Raw genomic sequence first — 17,640 nt, 5'->3', positions numbered from 1 at the left:
GGGTGCCCTTTTTTCGTTTCAGTAATCCGCCGGTGCTTCCAGCAACATCTGCCTGAACTCCGGCAGCGGCAGCGGCCGGCTGTGCAGGTAGCCCTGGTACAGATAGCAGCCCAGGCGTTCGAGAAACGCCAGTTGCTCGGTCAGTTCCACCCCTTCGGCAATTACCGCCAGGTCCAGGCTGCGGGCCATGGCCACGATGGCACGGACAATCTCGGCATCGTTGGGGTCATCCGGCGCGTCGCGGACAAACGTCTGGTCGATTTTCAAGGCATCCACCGGCAGGCGCTTGAGATAGGTCAGCGAGGAATAGCCGGTGCCGAAGTCGTCCATGGCAAAGCTCACGCCGTAGCGCTTGAGTTCACGCATCTTGCTGATGGTGTCTTCCAGGTTCTGGATGACGATGCCTTCGGTGATCTCCAGCTTCAGCATCTGCCGTGGCAGGCGGTAGTCATCCAGGCTGCGCAGTACCCGCTCGACGAAATCGTTCTGGCGGAACTGCCGCGGGCTGATGTTCACGCACAGGCTGAAATCATTGGCGTCGATCAGGCCGTCTTCGAGCATGTGTGCGCAGGCATCGCAGGCTTCGTCGAGAATCCAGCTGCCAACTTCCAGTATCAGGCCGCTTTCTTCCAGCACCTGGATGAACTGCGCCGGCGGTTGCTGGCCCAGTTGCGGATGATGCCAGCGCAGCAGCACTTCGGCACCGACGATGCGATTGTCGCGGGCATCGACCTGGGGCTGGAAATGCAAGGCCAGTTCACCCCGTGCCAGGGCCAGGCGCAGGTCGCTTTCCATGCGCAGGCGCTCGCTGGCGGCCTTCTGCATGGTGGTGTGGAACAGTTCGGTGGTATTGCGCCCGGAGTCCTTGGCCCGGTACAGGGCGATATCGGCGCGCTTGAGCAAGTCGGCCGGCGTGGTGCCGTGGTCGGGGATCAATGCCACGCCGATACTCGGCGTCACTTGCAGGCGCTGGCCATCCAGCGACATCGGTTCGGCCAGCAGTTCGCGCAGGGTGTCGGCCAGTTCGCGGACCTTGGTTTCCACGGCCTCGCGGCTGCCTTCCAGGCCGCTGAGCAGCACCACGAACTCATCGCCGCCCAGGCGCGCCACGGTGTCTTCCAGGCGCACACTGGCCTCCAGGCGAGCGGTGATGATCTTCAGCACGGTGTCGCCCACCGGGTGCCCGAGCGAGTCGTTGATGTGCTTGAAGTGGTCGAGGTCGAGGAACAGCAGCGCGCCGCGCAGGTTGTGGCGGCGCAGCAGGGCGATCTGCTGGCTCAGGCGATCCATCAGCAAGGCGCGGTTGGGCAGGTTGGTCAGCGGATCGTGGTAGGCGAGGTGGCGGATCTGCGCCTGGGCGTTCTTCAGCTGGCTGACATCGCGGGCGGTCAGCAGCAGACAGTCCGTCTCGTTCAGGCTGATCGGCTCCACCGACACCTCCACGGTGAGGATGTCGCCGCGCTTGTTACGCCCGAGCATCTCCCGGTGGTGCACCCGGCCACGCTCCTTGAGTTCGCTGAGCAGTGCGCTGCGTTGCTTGTCGTCGGCCCAGATGCCGATTTCGTAGACGCTGCGGCCGATCACTTCGTCAGCGCTGTAGCCGGTCAGCCGGCAGAAGCCGTCGTTGACCTCCAGGTAGCGGCCGCTGCGGCGTTCGGTGATGGTGATGGCGTCCGGGCTGGAGTGGAAGGCCTTGGCGAACTTCTCTTCGCTGGCTTTGAGCGCCGCTTCGGCGCGCTGCTGCTGGGTGATGTCGCGCAGCGTGGTGACGCTGCACGGCTGGTCATCGACGGTGATCAGGCGGCTGGCGATGACGCAGGTCAGTGGCGCGCCATTGCGGTGGTTGACCACCACCGCCACATTGCTCAGTGCCTGCTCGCGGATCACCCGCTCGATGCGCTGGGCGCGTTCGATCGACTCGGCCCACAGGCCGATCTCTTCGGCGGTGCGGCCGATCACCTGTTCGGCGCTCCAGCCGAAGGTCTGGGTGAAGGCCGGGTTGATCTCGATGAACTGGCCGGTGTCCTGGCGGGTCACGCAGATCGGGTCGGGGCTGACCTGGAACAGGCTGGCGAACTTTTCTTCCGAGGCGCTCAGCCGCTGTTCGCGCTCCACCTGCTCGGTGATATCCAGCAAGGTACCGGCCATGCGCAACGGGTTGCCCTGCTCATCGCGATACAGGCGAGCACGGCTCTCGATGTAGCGCGAGGTGCCGTTTTCCAGCTGCACGCGGTAGGTGATCTGGTAATTACCCGCCGGGCCTTCGCGCAGGCTGCGGTAGGCCTGGCGCATGCTGGAGCGTTCGTGCTCCGGCACGCCTTCGAAAAACGAATCGAACGACTCGTGGAACGGCACCGGGTCCAGCCCGTGCAATTGCGCGGCGCGGGCCGAGCCGTAGAGCATGCCGCTCGGAATGTGCCAGTCCCAGGTACCCAGTTGCGCCGAGTCCAGCGCCAGGTCAAGGCGTTCCTGACTGTCCTTCAGGGCCTGTTCGGCGCGTTTGCGCTCGGTGGTGTCGACAAAGGTGCTGATCAGGTAGGTCACGCCCTCCATCTCGATGCTCTGGGTGCACAAGATGCCGTCGTGGAGCTTGCCGGTGCTGGCGCGGAACTGCACCTCCATGATCGCCGGGCCGTGGTTGCCGCGGGTGGCCTCGATGACCTGGTGTCGTTGTTCGGGGTTCACCCACAGGCCCAGCTCGATACTGGTCTTGCCGATCACCTGGCCGCCGGGCCAGCCGAACATGTCTTCGAAGTGCTGGTTGACCTCGATGATCATGCCGTCCTGGCGGCGGCTCAGCAAAATGGCGTTGGGGCTCAGGTGGAACAGTGTGGCGAAGCGCTTTTCCGAGTTGATCAGCGCGGTTTCCCGTTCGCGCTGACGGGTGATTTCGCGGATCACCCCGATCATCTGCCGTCGGCCATGAGGGTCATGGGTCAGGCTGCCGTTGATCTCCAGCCAGTGCAGGGTGCCATCCGGCCAGCGGATGCGATGGCGCATGGCTTGTTCCACCGGCTCGCCATTGACCACCGCGTGGAACAGTTGCCGCGTGCGCGCACGGTCTTCTTCCGGCAGCAGGTCGAGGTAATCGATGTCGTTCGGCAGCGGGCGTTGCGGGTCGAAGCCGAACAGCGCCTGGGTGCCCCTTGACCAGCTGATCCTGCCGGTGTCGATATCCCACAGCCAGGCGCCCAGGCGTGCGCCGTTGAGGGCGGCCAGCAGCTGCGGGGCATTCTGCCAGGCCTGTTCCGATTCCTGCGGGTCGGCCGCTGGGATGCGCGGCAGACGCGGAAAACGTTTTGCTGATTTGGGCATTGGTACCAGACCTTTGGCGTGTGACGCGTCCATGAAGTTGGAAATGCCGAGCTGACGACCGGTCAGGCGGACCCTGCGTGGCTGTCGAGCAGGGCCATGAAGGCCCTGGCAGCGTTCGATAGCGTTCGCTCCGTGTGCAGAATGTAGCCTAGCTGGCGCGACAGCTGTATGCCGGGCAAGGCGATGGGTGCAACCTGATCATCCAGCATAGTCCGGGGTAGCACGCTCCACGCCAGGCCGATCGACACCATCATCTTGATGGTCTCCAGGTAGTTGGTGCTCATGGCGATGTTCGGTGTCAGGCCCTGGCTTTCGAACAGGCGCTGGACGATATGGTGGGTGAAGGTATTGCCACCGGGAAATACCGCCGGGTGCCGGGCGACATCGGCCAGGTTCACCGCCTGGTTGCTGGCCAGCGGATGCTCGGGCGCCGCCACGAAGTCCAGGGCGTCGTCCCAGACCGGAACGGCCTTGACCAGGTGGTGAGGCTCGGGGGCGAGGGTGATGACGGCGATTTCGGCGCGGCCATGGAGGATTTCGTCGTAGGCCTGTTCCGAGTCCATGAACTGAATGTCCAGCGCTACGGCGGGGTATTGACGGGTAAATGCCCGCAGCAGCGGCGGCAGGCGATGCAAGCCGATATGGTGGCTGGTGGCCAAGGTCAGGCGACCGCTCACCTCGCCGTTGAGGTTGGTCAGCGCCCGTCGGGTATCATCGAGCACGTTGAGGATCTGGTAGGCGCGGGGCAGCAGGGCGCGGCCGGCTTCGGTCAGGGTCACTTCGCGACCCAGGCGGTCGAACAGGCGTACATCCAGTTGCTGTTCCAGGCCAGCGATGCGTTTGCTGATCGCCGGTTGGGTGAGGAACAGGCGTTCGCCGGCGCCCGAGAAGCTGCCGGTCTCGGCAATGGCGATGAAGGCGCTGAGGTTGGCCAGGTCCACGGTTCAGGATTCCTTTTGGTTATCCAAAGCATAAAAATTATGAATTTGAGTTATTCAATCTAACCCCATAGCATCGTCCGTACAAGCCAAGGGGTCTTTGGCATAGAAAGACGCTGATGAGGAACAGTCTGATGGCTGGCAAAACGCTCTACGACAAACTCTGGGAAGCCCATGAGGTCAAGCGCCGTGATGACGGCTCGTCCTTGATCTACATCGACCGCCATATCATTCACGAAGTGACGTCGCCCCAGGCCTTCGAAGGCCTGCGCCTGGCCAATCGCAAGCCGTGGCGCATCGATGCCAACATCGCCACCCCGGACCACAACGTGCCGACCACGCCAGAGCGCAAGGGCGGCATCGAAGCCATCGTCGACCAGGTGTCGCGCCTGCAGGTGCAGACCCTCGATGAAAACTGTGACGAATATGGCATCGTCGAATTCAAGATGAACGACGAACGCCAGGGCATCGTCCACGTCATCAGCCCGGAGCAGGGCGCCACCTTGCCAGGCATGACCGTGGTCTGTGGTGACTCGCACACCTCCACCCACGGCGCTTTCGGCGCCTTGGCCCATGGCATCGGCACCTCCGAGGTCGAGCATGTGCTCGCCACCCAGTGCCTGGTCGCCAAGAAGATGAAGAACATGCTGGTACGGGTTGAAGGCCAGTTGCCAGCCGGCGTCACCGCCAAGGACATCGTCCTCGCCGTGATCGGCAAGATCGGCACGGCCGGTGGTAATGGCCACGCCATGGAGTTCGCTGGCAGCGCCATCCGCGAATTGTCCATGGAAGGCCGCATGACCATCTGCAACATGTCCATCGAAGCCGGTGCCCGTGTGGGCCTGGTAGCGACCGACGCCACCACCATCGCCTACGTCGAAGGTCGCCCGTATGCGCCCAAGGGCGAGGACTGGAAGCGTGCCGTCGAGGCATGGAAGGACCTGGTGTCCGACGACGATGCCGTGTTCGACACCGTGGTCGAGCTCGATGCTGCGCAGATCAAGCCGCAAGTCAGCTGGGGCACTTCGCCGGAAATGGTATTGGCCGTTGACCAGCGCGTGCCGGACCCGGCTGCCGAGCCAGACCTGATCAAGCGTGGTTCGATCGAGCGCGCCCTCAAGTACATGGGCCTCGCCGCCAACCAGGCGATTACCGACATCAAGCTCGACCGCGTATTCATCGGTTCGTGCACCAACTCGCGCATCGAAGACTTGCGCGCCGCCGCCGAGATCGCCAAGGGCCGCAAGGTGGCCGCAACGGTCAAGCAGGCGCTGGTGGTGCCGGGTTCGGGCCTGGTCAAGGCCCAGGCCGAGCGTGAAGGCCTGGACAAGATCTTCCTCGAAGCCGGCTTCGAATGGCGTGAGCCCGGCTGCTCGATGTGCCTGGCGATGAACCCGGATCGCCTGGAAAGCGGCGAGCACTGTGCTTCCACGTCCAACCGCAACTTCGAAGGCCGTCAGGGCGCGGGTGGCCGTACCCACCTGGTCAGCCCGGCCATGGCCGCCGCCGCCGCGGTGACTGGCCATTTCATCGATGTCCGCGAGTTGATCCAAGGGAGCGCAGCATGAAAGCCTTTACCCAGCACACCGGTCTCGTCGCGCCGTTGGATCGTGCCAACGTCGACACCGACCAGATCATCCCCAAGCAGTTCCTCAAGTCGATCAAGCGCACCGGCTTCGGCCCCAACCTGTTCGACGAATGGCGTTACCTGGATGTCGGTCAGCCGTACCAGGACAACAGCAAGCGCCCACTGAACCAGGAATTCGTGCTCAACCACGCGCGTTATCAGGGGGCCAGCGTGCTGCTGGCACGGGAGAACTTCGGTTGCGGTTCGAGCCGTGAGCACGCGCCTTGGGCGCTGGACGAATACGGCTTCCGCAGCGTGATCGCCCCGAGCTTCGCCGACATCTTCTTCAACAACAGCTTCAAGAACGGCCTGCTGCCGATCATCCTCAGCGATGAGGAAGTCGACGAACTGTTCAAGCAGGTCGAAGCCAGCCCGGGCTACCAGTTGACCATCGACCTGCAGGCGCAGGCGGTGACCCGCCCGGATGGCAAGGTGCTGCACTTCGAAATCGACGCGTTCCGCAAGCATTGCCTGCTCAATGGCCTGGACGACATCGGCCTGACCCTGCAGGACAGTGACGCGATCAAGGCTTTTGAACAGAAGCACCGTGCCGCGCAGCCCTGGTTGTTCCGGGATGCCTGATTGAGCGGCTGGCCTCATCGCGGATAAATCCGCTCCTACAGACCGTGCGTGATCCTTGTAGGAGCGGATTCATCCGCGAAAGGCCGGTGAAGGCAACACACCACCCAAGGATCGATACCCATGACCAGCACCACCCACACCGATGTGGTCCAGCGCCAGTTCGGCGAACAGGCCAGCGCCTACCTCAGCAGCGCCGTGCACGCCCAGGGCAGCGAATTCGCCCTGTTGCAGGCCGCGCTGGCGGGGCAGGGCGCTGCCCGCGTGCTGGACCTGGGCTGCGGTGCCGGTCATGTCAGTTTCCACATCGCGCCCCTGGTTGCTGAAGTGGTCGCCTACGACCTCTCGCAATCGATGCTCGACGTGGTTGCCAGCGCCGCCAGCGAGCGCGGCCTGGGCAATATCACCACCGAATGCGGTGCGGCCGAACGCTTGCCGTTTGCCGACGCTTCGTTCGACTTCGTCTTCAGCCGCTATTCGGCGCACCACTGGAGCGACCTTGGCGTGGCCCTGCGCGAAGTGCGCCGGGTGCTCAAGCCGGGCGGCGTGGCAGCGTTCATCGACGTGATGTCGCCGGGCAGCCCTTTGCTCGACACCTACCTGCAGGCCGTGGAAGTGCTGCGCGACACCAGTCACGTGCGCGACTACTCGGCCGCCGAATGGCAGCGCCAGGTCAGCGAAGCCGGCCTGCACGTGCGCAGCCACACGCGCCAGCCACTGCGCCTGGAATTCAGCAGCTGGGTCGAGCGCATGCGCACCCCCGAGCCGATGCGCGTTGCCATTCTCCAATTGCAGCAAGCCATGGGCGCAGAAGTACGGCAGTATTACCAGATCGAGGCCGACGGCTCGTTCAGCACCGATGTGCTGGTGTTGTGGGCCGAGCGATAAGCACTTTTCGGTGAGGCCCGCTTGGCCGCACCGCGTGAATGGATAGAGGAAAGCATGAGCAAGCAGATTCTGATTCTCCCAGGTGATGGCATTGGCCCGGAAATCATGGCCGAGGCGGTCAAGGTGCTGGAGCTGGCCAACGACAAGTTCCAGCTCGGCTTCAGCCTCGAGCACGACGTGATCGGCGGCGCCGCCATCGACAAGCACGGCGTACCGTTGGCTGACGAGACCCTGGAGCGCGCCCGCAAGGCCGACGCCGTGCTGCTGGGCGCCGTAGGCGGCCCGAAGTGGGACAAGATCGAACGCGACATCCGCCCGGAACGCGGCTTGCTGAAAATCCGTTCGCAACTGGGCCTGTTCGCCAACCTGCGCCCGGCCATTCTCTACCCGCAACTGGCCGATGCGTCTTCGCTGAAGCCGGAAATCGTTTCGGGCCTGGATATCCTCATCGTCCGTGAGCTGACTGGCGGCATCTATTTCGGTGCCCCGCGCGGTCAGCGCGAGCTGCCAGGTGGCGAGCGCCAGGCCTACGACACCCTGCCCTACAGCGAAAGCGAAGTGCGCCGTATCGCCAGGGTCGGCTTCGACATGGCCCGCGTGCGTGGCAAGAAGCTGTGCTCGGTGGACAAGGCCAACGTCCTGGCCTCCAGCCAGCTGTGGCGTGAAGTGGTCGAAGACGTGGCCAAGGACTACCCGGACGTCGAACTGAGCCACATGTACGTCGATAACGCTGCCATGCAGCTGGTCCGCGCACCGAAACAGTTCGACGTGGTGGTGACCGACAACATGTTCGGTGACATTCTGTCGGATGAGGCTTCCATGCTGACCGGATCCATCGGCATGCTGCCTTCGGCCTCTCTGGACGCCGAAAACAAGGGCATGTACGAGCCTTGCCACGGTTCCGCCCCGGACATCGCCGGGCAGGGCATCGCCAACCCGTTGGCGACCATCCTCTCGGTGTCGATGATGCTGCGTTACAGCTTCAACCAGCAGGCGGCAGCCGAGGCAATCGAAAAGGCGGTCAGCATCGTGCTGGACCAGGGCCTGCGTACCGGCGACATCTGGTCGGCCGGCTGCAACAAAGTAGGCACGCAGGAAATGGGCGACGCAGTAGTCGCAGCGCTGCGGAATCTGTAATCTCTCTGGCCCGCCACCAAAAACTCGAGGTGGCGGCCCACTTTTAGCAAAGGTGTAGTTGCGATGAAACGTGTAGGTCTGATCGGTTGGCGCGGTATGGTCGGTTCCGTGCTCATGCAGCGGATGCTGGAGGAGCAGGATTTCGACCTTATCGAGCCAGTGTTCTTCACCACATCCAACGTGGGTGGCCAGGGCCCGAACGTGGGCAAGGATATTGCTCCGCTCAAGGACGCTTATTCGATTGAAGAACTCAAGACCCTCGACGTGATCCTGACCTGCCAGGGCGGCGACTACACCAACGAGGTGTTCCCCAAGCTGCGTGAAGCCGGCTGGCAGGGGTACTGGATCGATGCCGCTTCGTCGCTGCGCATGCAGGACGATGCGGTGATCGTGCTGGACCCGGTCAACCGCAAGGTCATCGACCAGCAGCTCGACGCCGGGACCAAGAACTACATCGGCGGCAACTGCACGGTCAGCCTGATGCTGATGGGCCTGGGCGGCCTGTTCGAAGCCGGCCTGGTCGAGTGGATGAGCGCCATGACCTACCAGGCAGCTTCCGGTGCCGGCGCGCAGAACATGCGCGAGCTGATCAAGCAGATGGGGGCTACCCATGCAGCCGTTGCCGATGACCTGGCCAACCCGGCCAGCGCCATCCTCGACATCGACCGCAAGGTGGCCGAAACCATGCGTGGCGATGCGTTCCCGACCGAGAACTTCGGCGTGCCGCTGGCTGGTAGCCTGATCCCCTGGATCGACAAGGAGCTGCCGAACGGCCAGAGCCGCGAAGAGTGGAAGGCCCAGGCCGAAACCAACAAGATCCTCGGCCGCTTCAAGAGCCCGATCCCGGTCGATGGCATTTGCGTGCGCATCGGCGCCATGCGCTGCCACAGCCAGGCGCTGACCATCAAGCTGAACAAGGATGTGCCTCTGGCCGACATCGAAGGCCTGATCAGCCAGCACAACCCGTGGGTGAAACTGGTGCCGAACCAGCGCGAGATCAGCATGCAAGAGCTGACCCCGACCAAGGTGACCGGTACCCTGAACATCCCGGTTGGCCGCCTGCGCAAGCTGAACATGGGGTCGCAGTACCTGGGCGCGTTCACCGTGGGTGACCAGCTGCTGTGGGGCGCCGCCGAACCGCTGCGCCGCATGCTGCGGATCCTGCTGGAGCGTTGATCGCTTGGGCTGCACCGAAAACCCGCGCTGGCGACAGCGCGGGTTTTTTTATGCCTGCACTGGCCTCTTCGCGGGTGAACCCGCGAAGAGGCCAGCACAGACAAACGCCTACAATCCAAGTAAAGTGCCGCCCCCGCCGTTTCAGCAAAAGGATCCCTACCATGACCACTCCCCTGGATATCGCCGTCGTCGGCGCCACCGGCAGCGTCGGTGAAACCCTCGTGCAGATCCTCGAAGAACTGGCCTTCCCGGTTGGCACCCTGCACCTGCTGGCCAGCATGGAATCGGCGGGCAGCAGCGTGATGTTCGCCGGCAGGAAGCTCAAGGTGCGTGAGGTCGACAGTTTCGACTTCGCCCAGGTCAAGCTGGCCTTTTTCGCCACCAGCCCGGCCGTCAGCCGCAGCTTTGCCAGCAAGGCCGAGCAGGCCGGCTGCACGGTCATCGACCTTTCCGGTGGCCTGGAAAATGCCCTCGCCGTGGTGCCGGAGGCCAATGGTGACAGCGTCGCCAAACTGAGCCTGCCAGCGCGTATCACCAGCCCCAGCTGCGCCGCCGTGGCCTTGGCGGTTGCCCTGGCACCGCTCAAGGGCCAACTGGATATCGAGCGGGTGCAGGTCATGGCTGCTTTGGCGGTGTCGGCGCAAGGCCGTGAAGCGGTCAGCGAACTGGCCCGGCAAACCGCCGAGTTGCTCAATGCCCGCCCGCTGGAGCCCCGCTTCTTCGATCGCCAGATGGCCTTTAACGTGCTGGCCCAGGTCGGGGGCGTCGACGAGCAGGGTCATACTGCCGTGGAGCGTCGCCTGGTGGGCGAACTTCGCGTGCTGCTGGGCCTGCCGGAGCTGAAGATTTCTGTGAGCTGCATTCAAGTCCCGGTGTTTTTCGGCGATAGCTTCAGTGTAGCGGTACAGAGCCGTCGCCCGGTCGATCTGGGCCAGGTCAACCAGGCACTGGAACAGGCCGAAAGCATCGAGCTGGTGGCAAACGACGATTATCCGACCCCGGTCGGTGACGCAGTCGGCCAAGACGTGGTCTATGTTGGTCGTGTACGCCATGGAATTGACGAAAAGCAGCAGCTCAACCTTTGGTTGACCACCGACAATGCGCGCAAGGGCGCTGCTTTGAACGCCGTACAGGTGGCGCAATTGTTGATTAAACACATGGTGTAAAAGATACTGGCGAGCACTTTTGTCCCACGCCTCACGCAGGTTTTTGGGACGATTCATACAAGGGAAGAGGTCATGCTTCGAATTCGCAAACTGGTTCTGGCCATGGCGGCAGCGTCGGCGCTGACGTCTGGCATGGCGAATGCCCTGGGGTTGGGTGAACTGACATTGAAGTCGGCGCAGAACCAGCCCCTGGACGCCGAGATCGAACTGCTCGACGTGCGCGACCTCACCGCAGCCGAAGTGGCGCCGAGCCTGGCGCCACCGGAAGAGTTCAGCAAGGCCGGTGTGGAGCTTCCAGGCTACCTCGAAGACCTGACCTTCACCCCGGTGATCAACCCCAACGGCAAGAGCGTGTTGCGGGTTACTTCCAGCCAGCCACTGCCTGGCCCGGTGGTCAAGTTCCTGGTCCAGGTGATGTGGCCGCAGGGCCGCCTGCTGCGTGACTACAGCGTGCTGCTCGACCAGGCCAAGGCCCAGGGCCAGCAGCCTGCTGCCGGCAACGTCAACCCGGCCACCAGCAGCGCGGGCAGCTACACGACCAAGCGCCGCGACACCCTGTGGCAGATCGCTGCCCGCAATACCCAGGGCGGTGGCTCGGTGCAGCAGACCATGATTGCCATCCAGGCACTCAACCCGGATGCCTTCATCGGCAACAACATCAACCAGCTGAAGGTGGGCCAGGTCCTGCGCCTGCCCGACCAGCAGCAGATCCAGAGCATTCCCCAGGGCGAAGCCAATCGCGAAGTGGCCGAGCAGTACGCCGCCTGGCGTGAAGGCCGGCGCCTGGGGCCGCGTGCCCGGCAGCTGGATGCCACCCGCCGCGGTGCCGCCGATGCCGCGCCCGAGCGTATCGCCCAGGGCGACAATCTGCGCCTGGTCAGCCCCGGCACGCAGCCTGGCGGCAACAGCGCCAAGGCCATCAGCGACAAGCTGGCGGTGGCCCAGGAAAGCCTGGATACCAGCCGTCGTGACAACGAAGAACTGAAAAGCCGGGTGAGTGACCTGCAGAGTCAGATGGACAAGCTGCAGAAGCTGATCCAGCTGAAGAATGACCAGTTGGCGCGCCTCGAAGCCCAGGGCGCGGCAACTGAAGCACCGCCTGCGGGCGCCTTGCCGGGTGAGCCGGCACCTGCACAGCCACCTGCGGCAGGTTCGGCCCCGGCCGAGCCTGTGGTCGCGCCGGCCCCGGCAGCAGTCGACACGGCTCCGGCAGCAGCTCCCGCCGACGAGGCTGCCCCTGCGCAGCCAGGTGCTTTCGACGAGATGCTGGGCAACCCTGTGGTGCTGGGTTTGATCGCCGGCTCCGCGTTCCTCGTGCTGTTGCTCCTGCTGTTGCTGCTGGCGCGCAAGCGCAAGGCTCAGCAAGAAGCGGAAAAACACCTGCGCATGGCCCGCGCACTGGCCGAGGAAGGCGAGCGCAGCCCGGACCTCGACCTGCCACCGAGCAGCTTCGATGGGCTGGAAGTGTCCGCGCCGAGCGTCACCCTGTCGCCTGCCGTGGTGGCGGCTTCTGCTGCCGCTGCCGTGGCTGCGGAAAAACCGGCCGCCCCCGCCCCTGTGGCCGCGGTTGCCGAGCCCGAGCCGGTACAGGACCCGAATGCCGAATTGCTGGCCGAGGTGGATCTGAGCCTGTCGCGTGGACGCCTGAACCACGCGGCCGACCTGCTGGAAGCAGCAGTGGCGGCGCAGCCGGAGAACGACACCCTGCGCCTCAAGCTGATGGACGTCTACGCTCGCCAGGGCGACCACAGCGCTTTCGTCGAGCAGGAGCGCAAGCTGCCTGGCAGCGAAGCGAACACGGCGCAGGTCAACAGCCTCAAGGAGCGCTACCCGGCCATGCTGGGGCTCGCTGCCGCCGTTGGCGCGGGGGCTGCGGCACTGGCTGCGGAAATGGACGAGCAGTATGTCCAGGAGTTGCTGCAGGAAAAGCCGCAAGCGCCAGTTGAAGCAGAACCTGAGCCGCAGGCAGTGGTCGAGCCAGAGCCGGCAAGCGAGCCTGACCTGGAAGCCGCCGCCGAGGCTTTCACCGAGACCTCGGTGCTCGATGACAACGACCTGGACAGCGCCTTCGACCTCAGCCTCGGCGATGATCTGCCGTTGGATGATCATCTTGAGCCGCCGACGCTGGATGAGGCTTCATTGGCGCAAGCGCAGGTGCCCGCTGAACCGGAAGCCCCGGCGCCGGAAACCGACGCCGATGCCGATTTCGAAGCCTTGCTGGCCCAAGCCCAGGCCGAGCCGCAGGGCGTCGACGACCTGGCGGATTTCGACCTGTCCGATTTCGACCTTGACAGTGGCGAGGCGGCTGCCCCGGTTGCCCCGGCTGCAGCGGAAGACGAACCGGTGGATGTCGCCGCCGAACTGGCAGCCTTCGACACGCTTCCGGAGTTCGAGCCGATTTCCGAGCTGGAACTGCCGGAAGACTTCGATCTGTCGTTGTCACTGGAGGACGACTCGCCGGCGGCCAAGAGCTTTGCCTCGGAGCTGAACGACGTCAACGCCGAGCTGGACAAGCTGTCGCAGAGCCTGGAGTCGCCGTCCCTGGAGCAACACTTCACCGCCGAGGACGCCGCAGCCGAACCCGAGCCGCTGGATGACCTGGACTTCGACTTCTTCTCCGGTGCCGACGAAGTCGCGACCAAGCTCGACCTGGCGCGTGCCTATATCGACATGGGCGACCATCAAGGGGCTCGTGACATCCTCGACGAAGTGGTCAAGGACGGTGATGACGGCCAGCGTCAGGAAGCCGAAGAGATGCTCTCGCGCCTGGTCTGACCGCGCGCCAACCCGCCACGGCCACGACGGCAGCCCTACACGGCTGCCGTTGTCGTTATAATCCCGCCATTCCGTATTACCCACAGGTTTCACGCTCTTGGACATCATCGACACCGCCGCCTCCGAATCGGCCGCCGAAGGCTTCACCCGCATTGCCCTGGGTGTGGAATACAAAGGCTCGCGCTATCGCGGCTGGCAGCGCCAGGCCAGCGGCGTGCCCAGCGTCCAGCAGGCCCTGGAGCAGGCGCTGTCGAAGGTGGCCGACGAGCCGATCAGCGTCATCTGCGCCGGGCGCACCGATGCCGGCGTGCACGGCTGCGGGCAGGTCGTGCATTTCGATACCCGCGCCGTACGTGACGAGCGCGCCTGGACCCTGGGCACCAATTTCAATCTGCCCCACGACATCAGCGTGGTCTGGTCGCGGCCGATGCCGGCGGACTTCCATGCGCGCTTCAAGGCCTGTGCCCGGCGCTACCGCTATGTGATCTACAACGACCCGATCCGTCCCGCGCACCTGGCCGAGGAAGTGACCTGGAACCACCGCCCGCTCGACGTCGAGCGCATGGCCCAGGCCGCCCGGTACCTGCTCGGTACCCATGATTTCAGCGCGTTCCGCGCCAGCCAGTGCCAGGCCAAGTCGCCGATCAAGCACATCCATCACCTGCGCGTGACCCGTCATGGCCAGATGATCGTGCTGGACGTGCGTGCCACCGCTTTCCTGCATCACATGGTGCGCAATATCGCCGGCGTGCTGATGACCATCGGGGCGGGTGAGCGTCCGGTCGAGTGGGCCCGTGAAGTGCTGGAGGGGCGCAACCGCCGTGAAGGCGGGGTGACTGCGCACCCCTATGGCCTGTACCTGGTGCAAGTGGAGTACCCGGCAGAATTCCAGCTGCCACAGCGTTACATCGGCCCACACTTTTTGACCGGTTACGAGGCGCTCGCCGACTGACGCGTCAGCAGTCATTTGCTACCATCGGGCCTTTCACCACTCACTCAAGGTTTGCTGTCCATGAGCAACGTTCGCAGCAAGATCTGCGGGATTACCCGCATCGAAGACGCGCTGGCGGCCGCCGAGGCGGGCGCCGATGCCATCGGTTTGGTCTTCTATGCCAAGAGCCCGCGTGCCGTGGACGTACGCCAGGCGCGGTCGATCATTGCCGAGCTGCCGCCGTTCGTGACCACGGTCGGGCTGTTCGTCAACGCCTCGCGTTGCGAGCTGAACGAGATCCTCGAGGTGGTGCCCCTGGACCTGCTACAGTTCCACGGCGACGAGACCCCGGCTGATTGCGAAGGCTATCATCGCCCCTGGATCAAGGCGCTGCGGGTGCGCCCGGGCGATGACCTGGAGGCCGCCTGCCAGCTCTATGCCGGCGCCCGCGGCATTCTCCTCGACACTTACGTGGCCGGTGTACCGGGCGGTACCGGCGAGGCCTTCGACTGGTCGCTGGTCCCGGCGCGGCTGAGCAAGCCGATCATCCTCGCGGGCGGGCTGTCGGCCGACAACGTCGGCCAGGCGATCGCCCAGGTGCGGCCGTATGCGGTGGATGTCAGTGGTGGTGTCGAGCAGGCCAAGGGCATCAAGGATGCAGCGAAGATCGAAGCCTTCATGCGTGCGGTGAAACAGGCGTGACGGCAGATGTGACGGCTGGCGGCGCGCCATCGTCCATAGGTTTCGCAGCCCTGCGGGGCGGCCAGCGGCAAGCCGTGTGGCCAAACGACAGATTGAAGACGGCGCGGTACGCAGGCAGCCCCTGTGGCCGGGCCGTCATCGTTTCATAGAAGAATTTGAGCTCAAGGGCAGGGCATGGCCGGCCAGTCCGGTCCCCGTCCGCCAATACTGGAGAAATAAAGCATGAGCAACTGGTTAGTCGACAAACTGATCCCTTCGATCATGCGTTCCGAGGTGAAGAAGAGCTCGGTGCCGGAAGGCCTGTGGCACAAGTGCCCGGCCTGCGAGGCCGTGCTGTATCGTCCGGAGCTGGAAAAGACCCTGGATGTCTGCCCCAAGTGCAACCATCACATGCGCATTGGCGCACGTGCCCGCATCGACATCTTCCTCGACCCGGAAGGCCGTGCCGAACTCGGTGCCGAGCTGGAGCCGGTCGACCGCCTGAAGTTCCGTGACGGCAAGAAGTACAAGGACCGCCTGGCCGGTGCGCAGAAGCAGACCGGCGAAAAAGACGCGCTGATCTCCATGAGCGGTACCCTGATGGGCATGCCGATCGTGGTCAGCGCCTTCGAGTTCTCGTTCATGGGCGGTTCCATGGGGGCCATCGTCGGTGAGCGTTTCGTGCGTGCCGCCAACTACGCCCTGGAAAACCGCTGCCCGATGGTCTGCTTCTCCGCCTCCGGCGGTGCGCGCATGCAGGAAGCGCTGATTTCGCTGATGCAGATGGCCAAGACGTCGGCCGTGCTGGCACGCCTGCGCGAAGAAGGTATCCCGTTCATCTCGGTGCTGACCGACCCGGTCTACGGCGGCGTTTCCGCCAGCCTGGCAATGCTTGGCGACGTCATCGTCGGTGAGCCGAAGGCCCTGATCGGCTTCGCCGGCCCACGCGTGATCGAACAGACCGTACGCGAAAAGCTGCCGGAAGGCTTCCAGCGCAGCGAGTTCCTGCTGGAGCATGGCGCCATCGACCTGATCATCTCCCGTGGCGAACTGCGCCCGCGTCTGGCTCGCCTGCTGGCACAGATGACCGGCCAGCAGACCCCGGAACAGGCCCGTGAGGTCGCTGCAGTCGCGTGATGAAACAACGATCCCTGGGCGAGTGGCTCGCCTACCTCGAGCAGTTGCACCCCTCGGCCATCGACATGGGCCTGGAGCGGTCGCAGAAGGTGTTTGCCCGGCTGGCGCTGGGCAAGCTGGCGCCACGGGTGGTCACCGTGACCGGCACCAACGGCAAGGGCTCGACCTGCGCCTTCGTGGCCTCGCTGCTGCGGGCCCAGGGGCTGAAGGTGGGGGTGTACAGTTCGCCCCACCTGTTGCGCTACAACGAACGGGTGCTGATCGATGGGGAGCAAGCCAGCGATGAGCGCCTGTGCGAGGCCTTCGCCGCCGTCGAGGCGGCGCGGGGCGAGATTTCCCTGACCTACTTCGAAATGGGCACGTTGGCGGCGTTCTGGTTGTTCTACCAGTCGCAGCTGGATGCCGTGGTGCTCGAAGTGGGGCTCGGTGGCCGCCTGGACACCGTGAACGTGGTGGATGCCGACCTGGCGCTGGTGACCAGCATTGGTGTCGACCATGTCGAATACCTGGGCGATACCCGCGAGCGGGTGGCCTTCGAGAAGGCCGGCATCTTCCGCCAGGGCAAGCCGGCGCTGTGCGGAGACCTCGACCCGCCGCAGCCGTTGCTGGACAAGGCCGCCGAACTGGCGGCGCCGCTGTTCCTGCGCGGCCGTGATTTCGATCTGGCCAGCAGCGAAGGTGGCTGGGACTGGCGCGGCGTCACTGCAGATGGCAAGCCAGTAGCGTTGCACGGCCTGCCGCTGCTCGACCTGCCCATGGAAAACGCTACCCTGGCCCTGCAGGCCTACCTGCTGATGGGCTTGCCGTGGGAGGCCGGGCAGATCCGCCAGGCCTTGCTCGACACCCGCATCACCGGTCGTCTCGACCGTCGCCAGTTGACTTGGCAGGGCAGGGCCCTGGAGCTGCTGCTGGATGTCGGGCACAACCCGCACGCCGCCGAATATCTGGCCCGCCGCCTGGCTGCGCGCCCAGTGAAGGGGCGGCGCCTGGCAGTGTTCGGCCTGCTCGCCGACAAAGACCTGCAAGGTGTCATCGCGCCGCTGCACGGCTTGGTCGACGAGTGGGCGGTGGCGCCGCTGCAAACCCCGCGCAGCCGTCCGGCTGCCGAATTGGCTGCTGCCTTGACGAACCACGGCGCTGCGGTGAAGTCTTACCCCAGCGTCGGTGCAGCCCTTGAGGGGCAATGCGCGCAGGCGACGGCGGATGATCAGATTCTGCTGTTCGGTTCGTTTTTCTGTGTCGCCGAGGCCCTGGAATGGCTGGAGCGGCAGGCCCTGGAGGGGTGACTAG

General features: G+C 64.5%; 13 protein-coding genes. 11 read left to right on the top strand and 2 right to left on the bottom strand.

Annotated features, from left to right (window positions below):
- Nucleotides 1–18: 18 nt before the first annotated feature.
- Nucleotides 19–3,315, bottom strand: coding sequence for a PAS domain S-box protein (locus tag ACQKPS_RS13240; RefSeq protein ID WP_254480887.1), 3,297 nt, complete (start codon nt 3,313–3,315; stop codon nt 19–21).
- A 62-nt stretch (nt 3,316–3,377) separates the two neighbouring features.
- The gene (locus tag ACQKPS_RS13235) at nt 3,378–4,256 is read right to left on the bottom strand and encodes a LysR family transcriptional regulator (RefSeq protein ID WP_254480886.1); all 879 of its coding nucleotides are present in this window, start codon (nt 4,254–4,256) and stop codon (nt 3,378–3,380) included.
- Between the two features lie 131 nt (nt 4,257–4,387).
- Between ACQKPS_RS13235 and leuC the strand changes: the two genes are divergently transcribed.
- The 11 genes from leuC (at nt 4,388) to folC (ending at nt 17,636) form a co-directional block, all read left to right on the top strand.
- Nucleotides 4,388–5,821: a 3-isopropylmalate dehydratase large subunit gene (gene leuC / locus ACQKPS_RS13230; RefSeq protein WP_254480885.1), complete on the top strand. Its 1,434-nt coding sequence runs from the start codon at nt 4,388–4,390 to the stop codon at nt 5,819–5,821.
- The gene (leuD, locus tag ACQKPS_RS13225; protein ID WP_254480884.1) at nt 5,818–6,462 is read left to right on the top strand and encodes a 3-isopropylmalate dehydratase small subunit; all 645 of its coding nucleotides are present in this window, start codon (nt 5,818–5,820) and stop codon (nt 6,460–6,462) included. Before leuC ends, leuD begins: the two co-directional genes overlap by 4 nt.
- Before the next feature lie 120 nt (nt 6,463–6,582).
- Entirely contained in the window at nt 6,583–7,347 is a 765-nt protein-coding gene (locus tag ACQKPS_RS13220; RefSeq protein WP_254480883.1) for a class I SAM-dependent methyltransferase, read from the top strand.
- 54 nt (nt 7,348–7,401) lie between these two features.
- Complete coding sequence (leuB, locus tag ACQKPS_RS13215; RefSeq protein WP_254480882.1) at nt 7,402–8,484, top strand: 3-isopropylmalate dehydrogenase; 1,083 nt, start codon at nt 7,402–7,404, stop codon at nt 8,482–8,484.
- A 63-nt stretch (nt 8,485–8,547) separates the two neighbouring features.
- Nucleotides 8,548–9,660, top strand: a complete 1,113-nt coding sequence (gene asd, locus ACQKPS_RS13210; RefSeq protein WP_254480881.1) for an aspartate-semialdehyde dehydrogenase — start codon at nt 8,548–8,550, stop codon at nt 9,658–9,660.
- A gap of 161 nt (nt 9,661–9,821) precedes the next feature.
- Nucleotides 9,822–10,826, top strand: coding sequence for an aspartate-semialdehyde dehydrogenase (locus ACQKPS_RS13205; protein WP_254480880.1), 1,005 nt, complete (start codon nt 9,822–9,824; stop codon nt 10,824–10,826).
- Between the two features lie 72 nt (nt 10,827–10,898).
- Nucleotides 10,899–13,601, top strand: a complete 2,703-nt coding sequence (locus ACQKPS_RS13200) for a FimV/HubP family polar landmark protein (RefSeq protein ID WP_254480879.1) — start codon at nt 10,899–10,901, stop codon at nt 13,599–13,601.
- Between the two features lie 97 nt (nt 13,602–13,698).
- Entirely contained in the window at nt 13,699–14,553 is an 855-nt protein-coding gene (gene truA, locus ACQKPS_RS13195) for a tRNA pseudouridine(38-40) synthase TruA (protein WP_254480878.1), read from the top strand.
- A 60-nt stretch (nt 14,554–14,613) separates the two neighbouring features.
- Complete coding sequence (locus ACQKPS_RS13190; protein WP_254480877.1) at nt 14,614–15,234, top strand: phosphoribosylanthranilate isomerase; 621 nt, start codon at nt 14,614–14,616, stop codon at nt 15,232–15,234.
- Between the two features lie 222 nt (nt 15,235–15,456).
- On the top strand, nt 15,457–16,350 hold the full coding sequence (accD, locus tag ACQKPS_RS13185; protein ID WP_054885750.1) for an acetyl-CoA carboxylase, carboxyltransferase subunit beta: 894 nt from the start codon (nt 15,457–15,459) through the stop codon (nt 16,348–16,350).
- Nucleotides 16,350–17,636 (top strand): bifunctional tetrahydrofolate synthase/dihydrofolate synthase, encoded by a 1,287-nt coding sequence (gene folC, locus ACQKPS_RS13180; RefSeq protein ID WP_254480876.1) that lies wholly within the window; start codon nt 16,350–16,352, stop codon nt 17,634–17,636. The genes accD and folC overlap by 1 nt, the downstream gene beginning before the upstream one ends.
- Nucleotides 17,637–17,640: the final 4 nt, after the last annotated feature.

Origin of the sequence: Pseudomonas sp. NPDC086566, from assembly GCF_050280885.1 — a bacterium.
Lineage (GTDB): Bacteria > Pseudomonadota > Gammaproteobacteria > Pseudomonadales > Pseudomonadaceae > Aquipseudomonas > Aquipseudomonas vlassakiae.
Note: the sequence above shows the minus strand (reverse complement) of the source record. Positions and strands in the feature narration are given on the sequence as shown.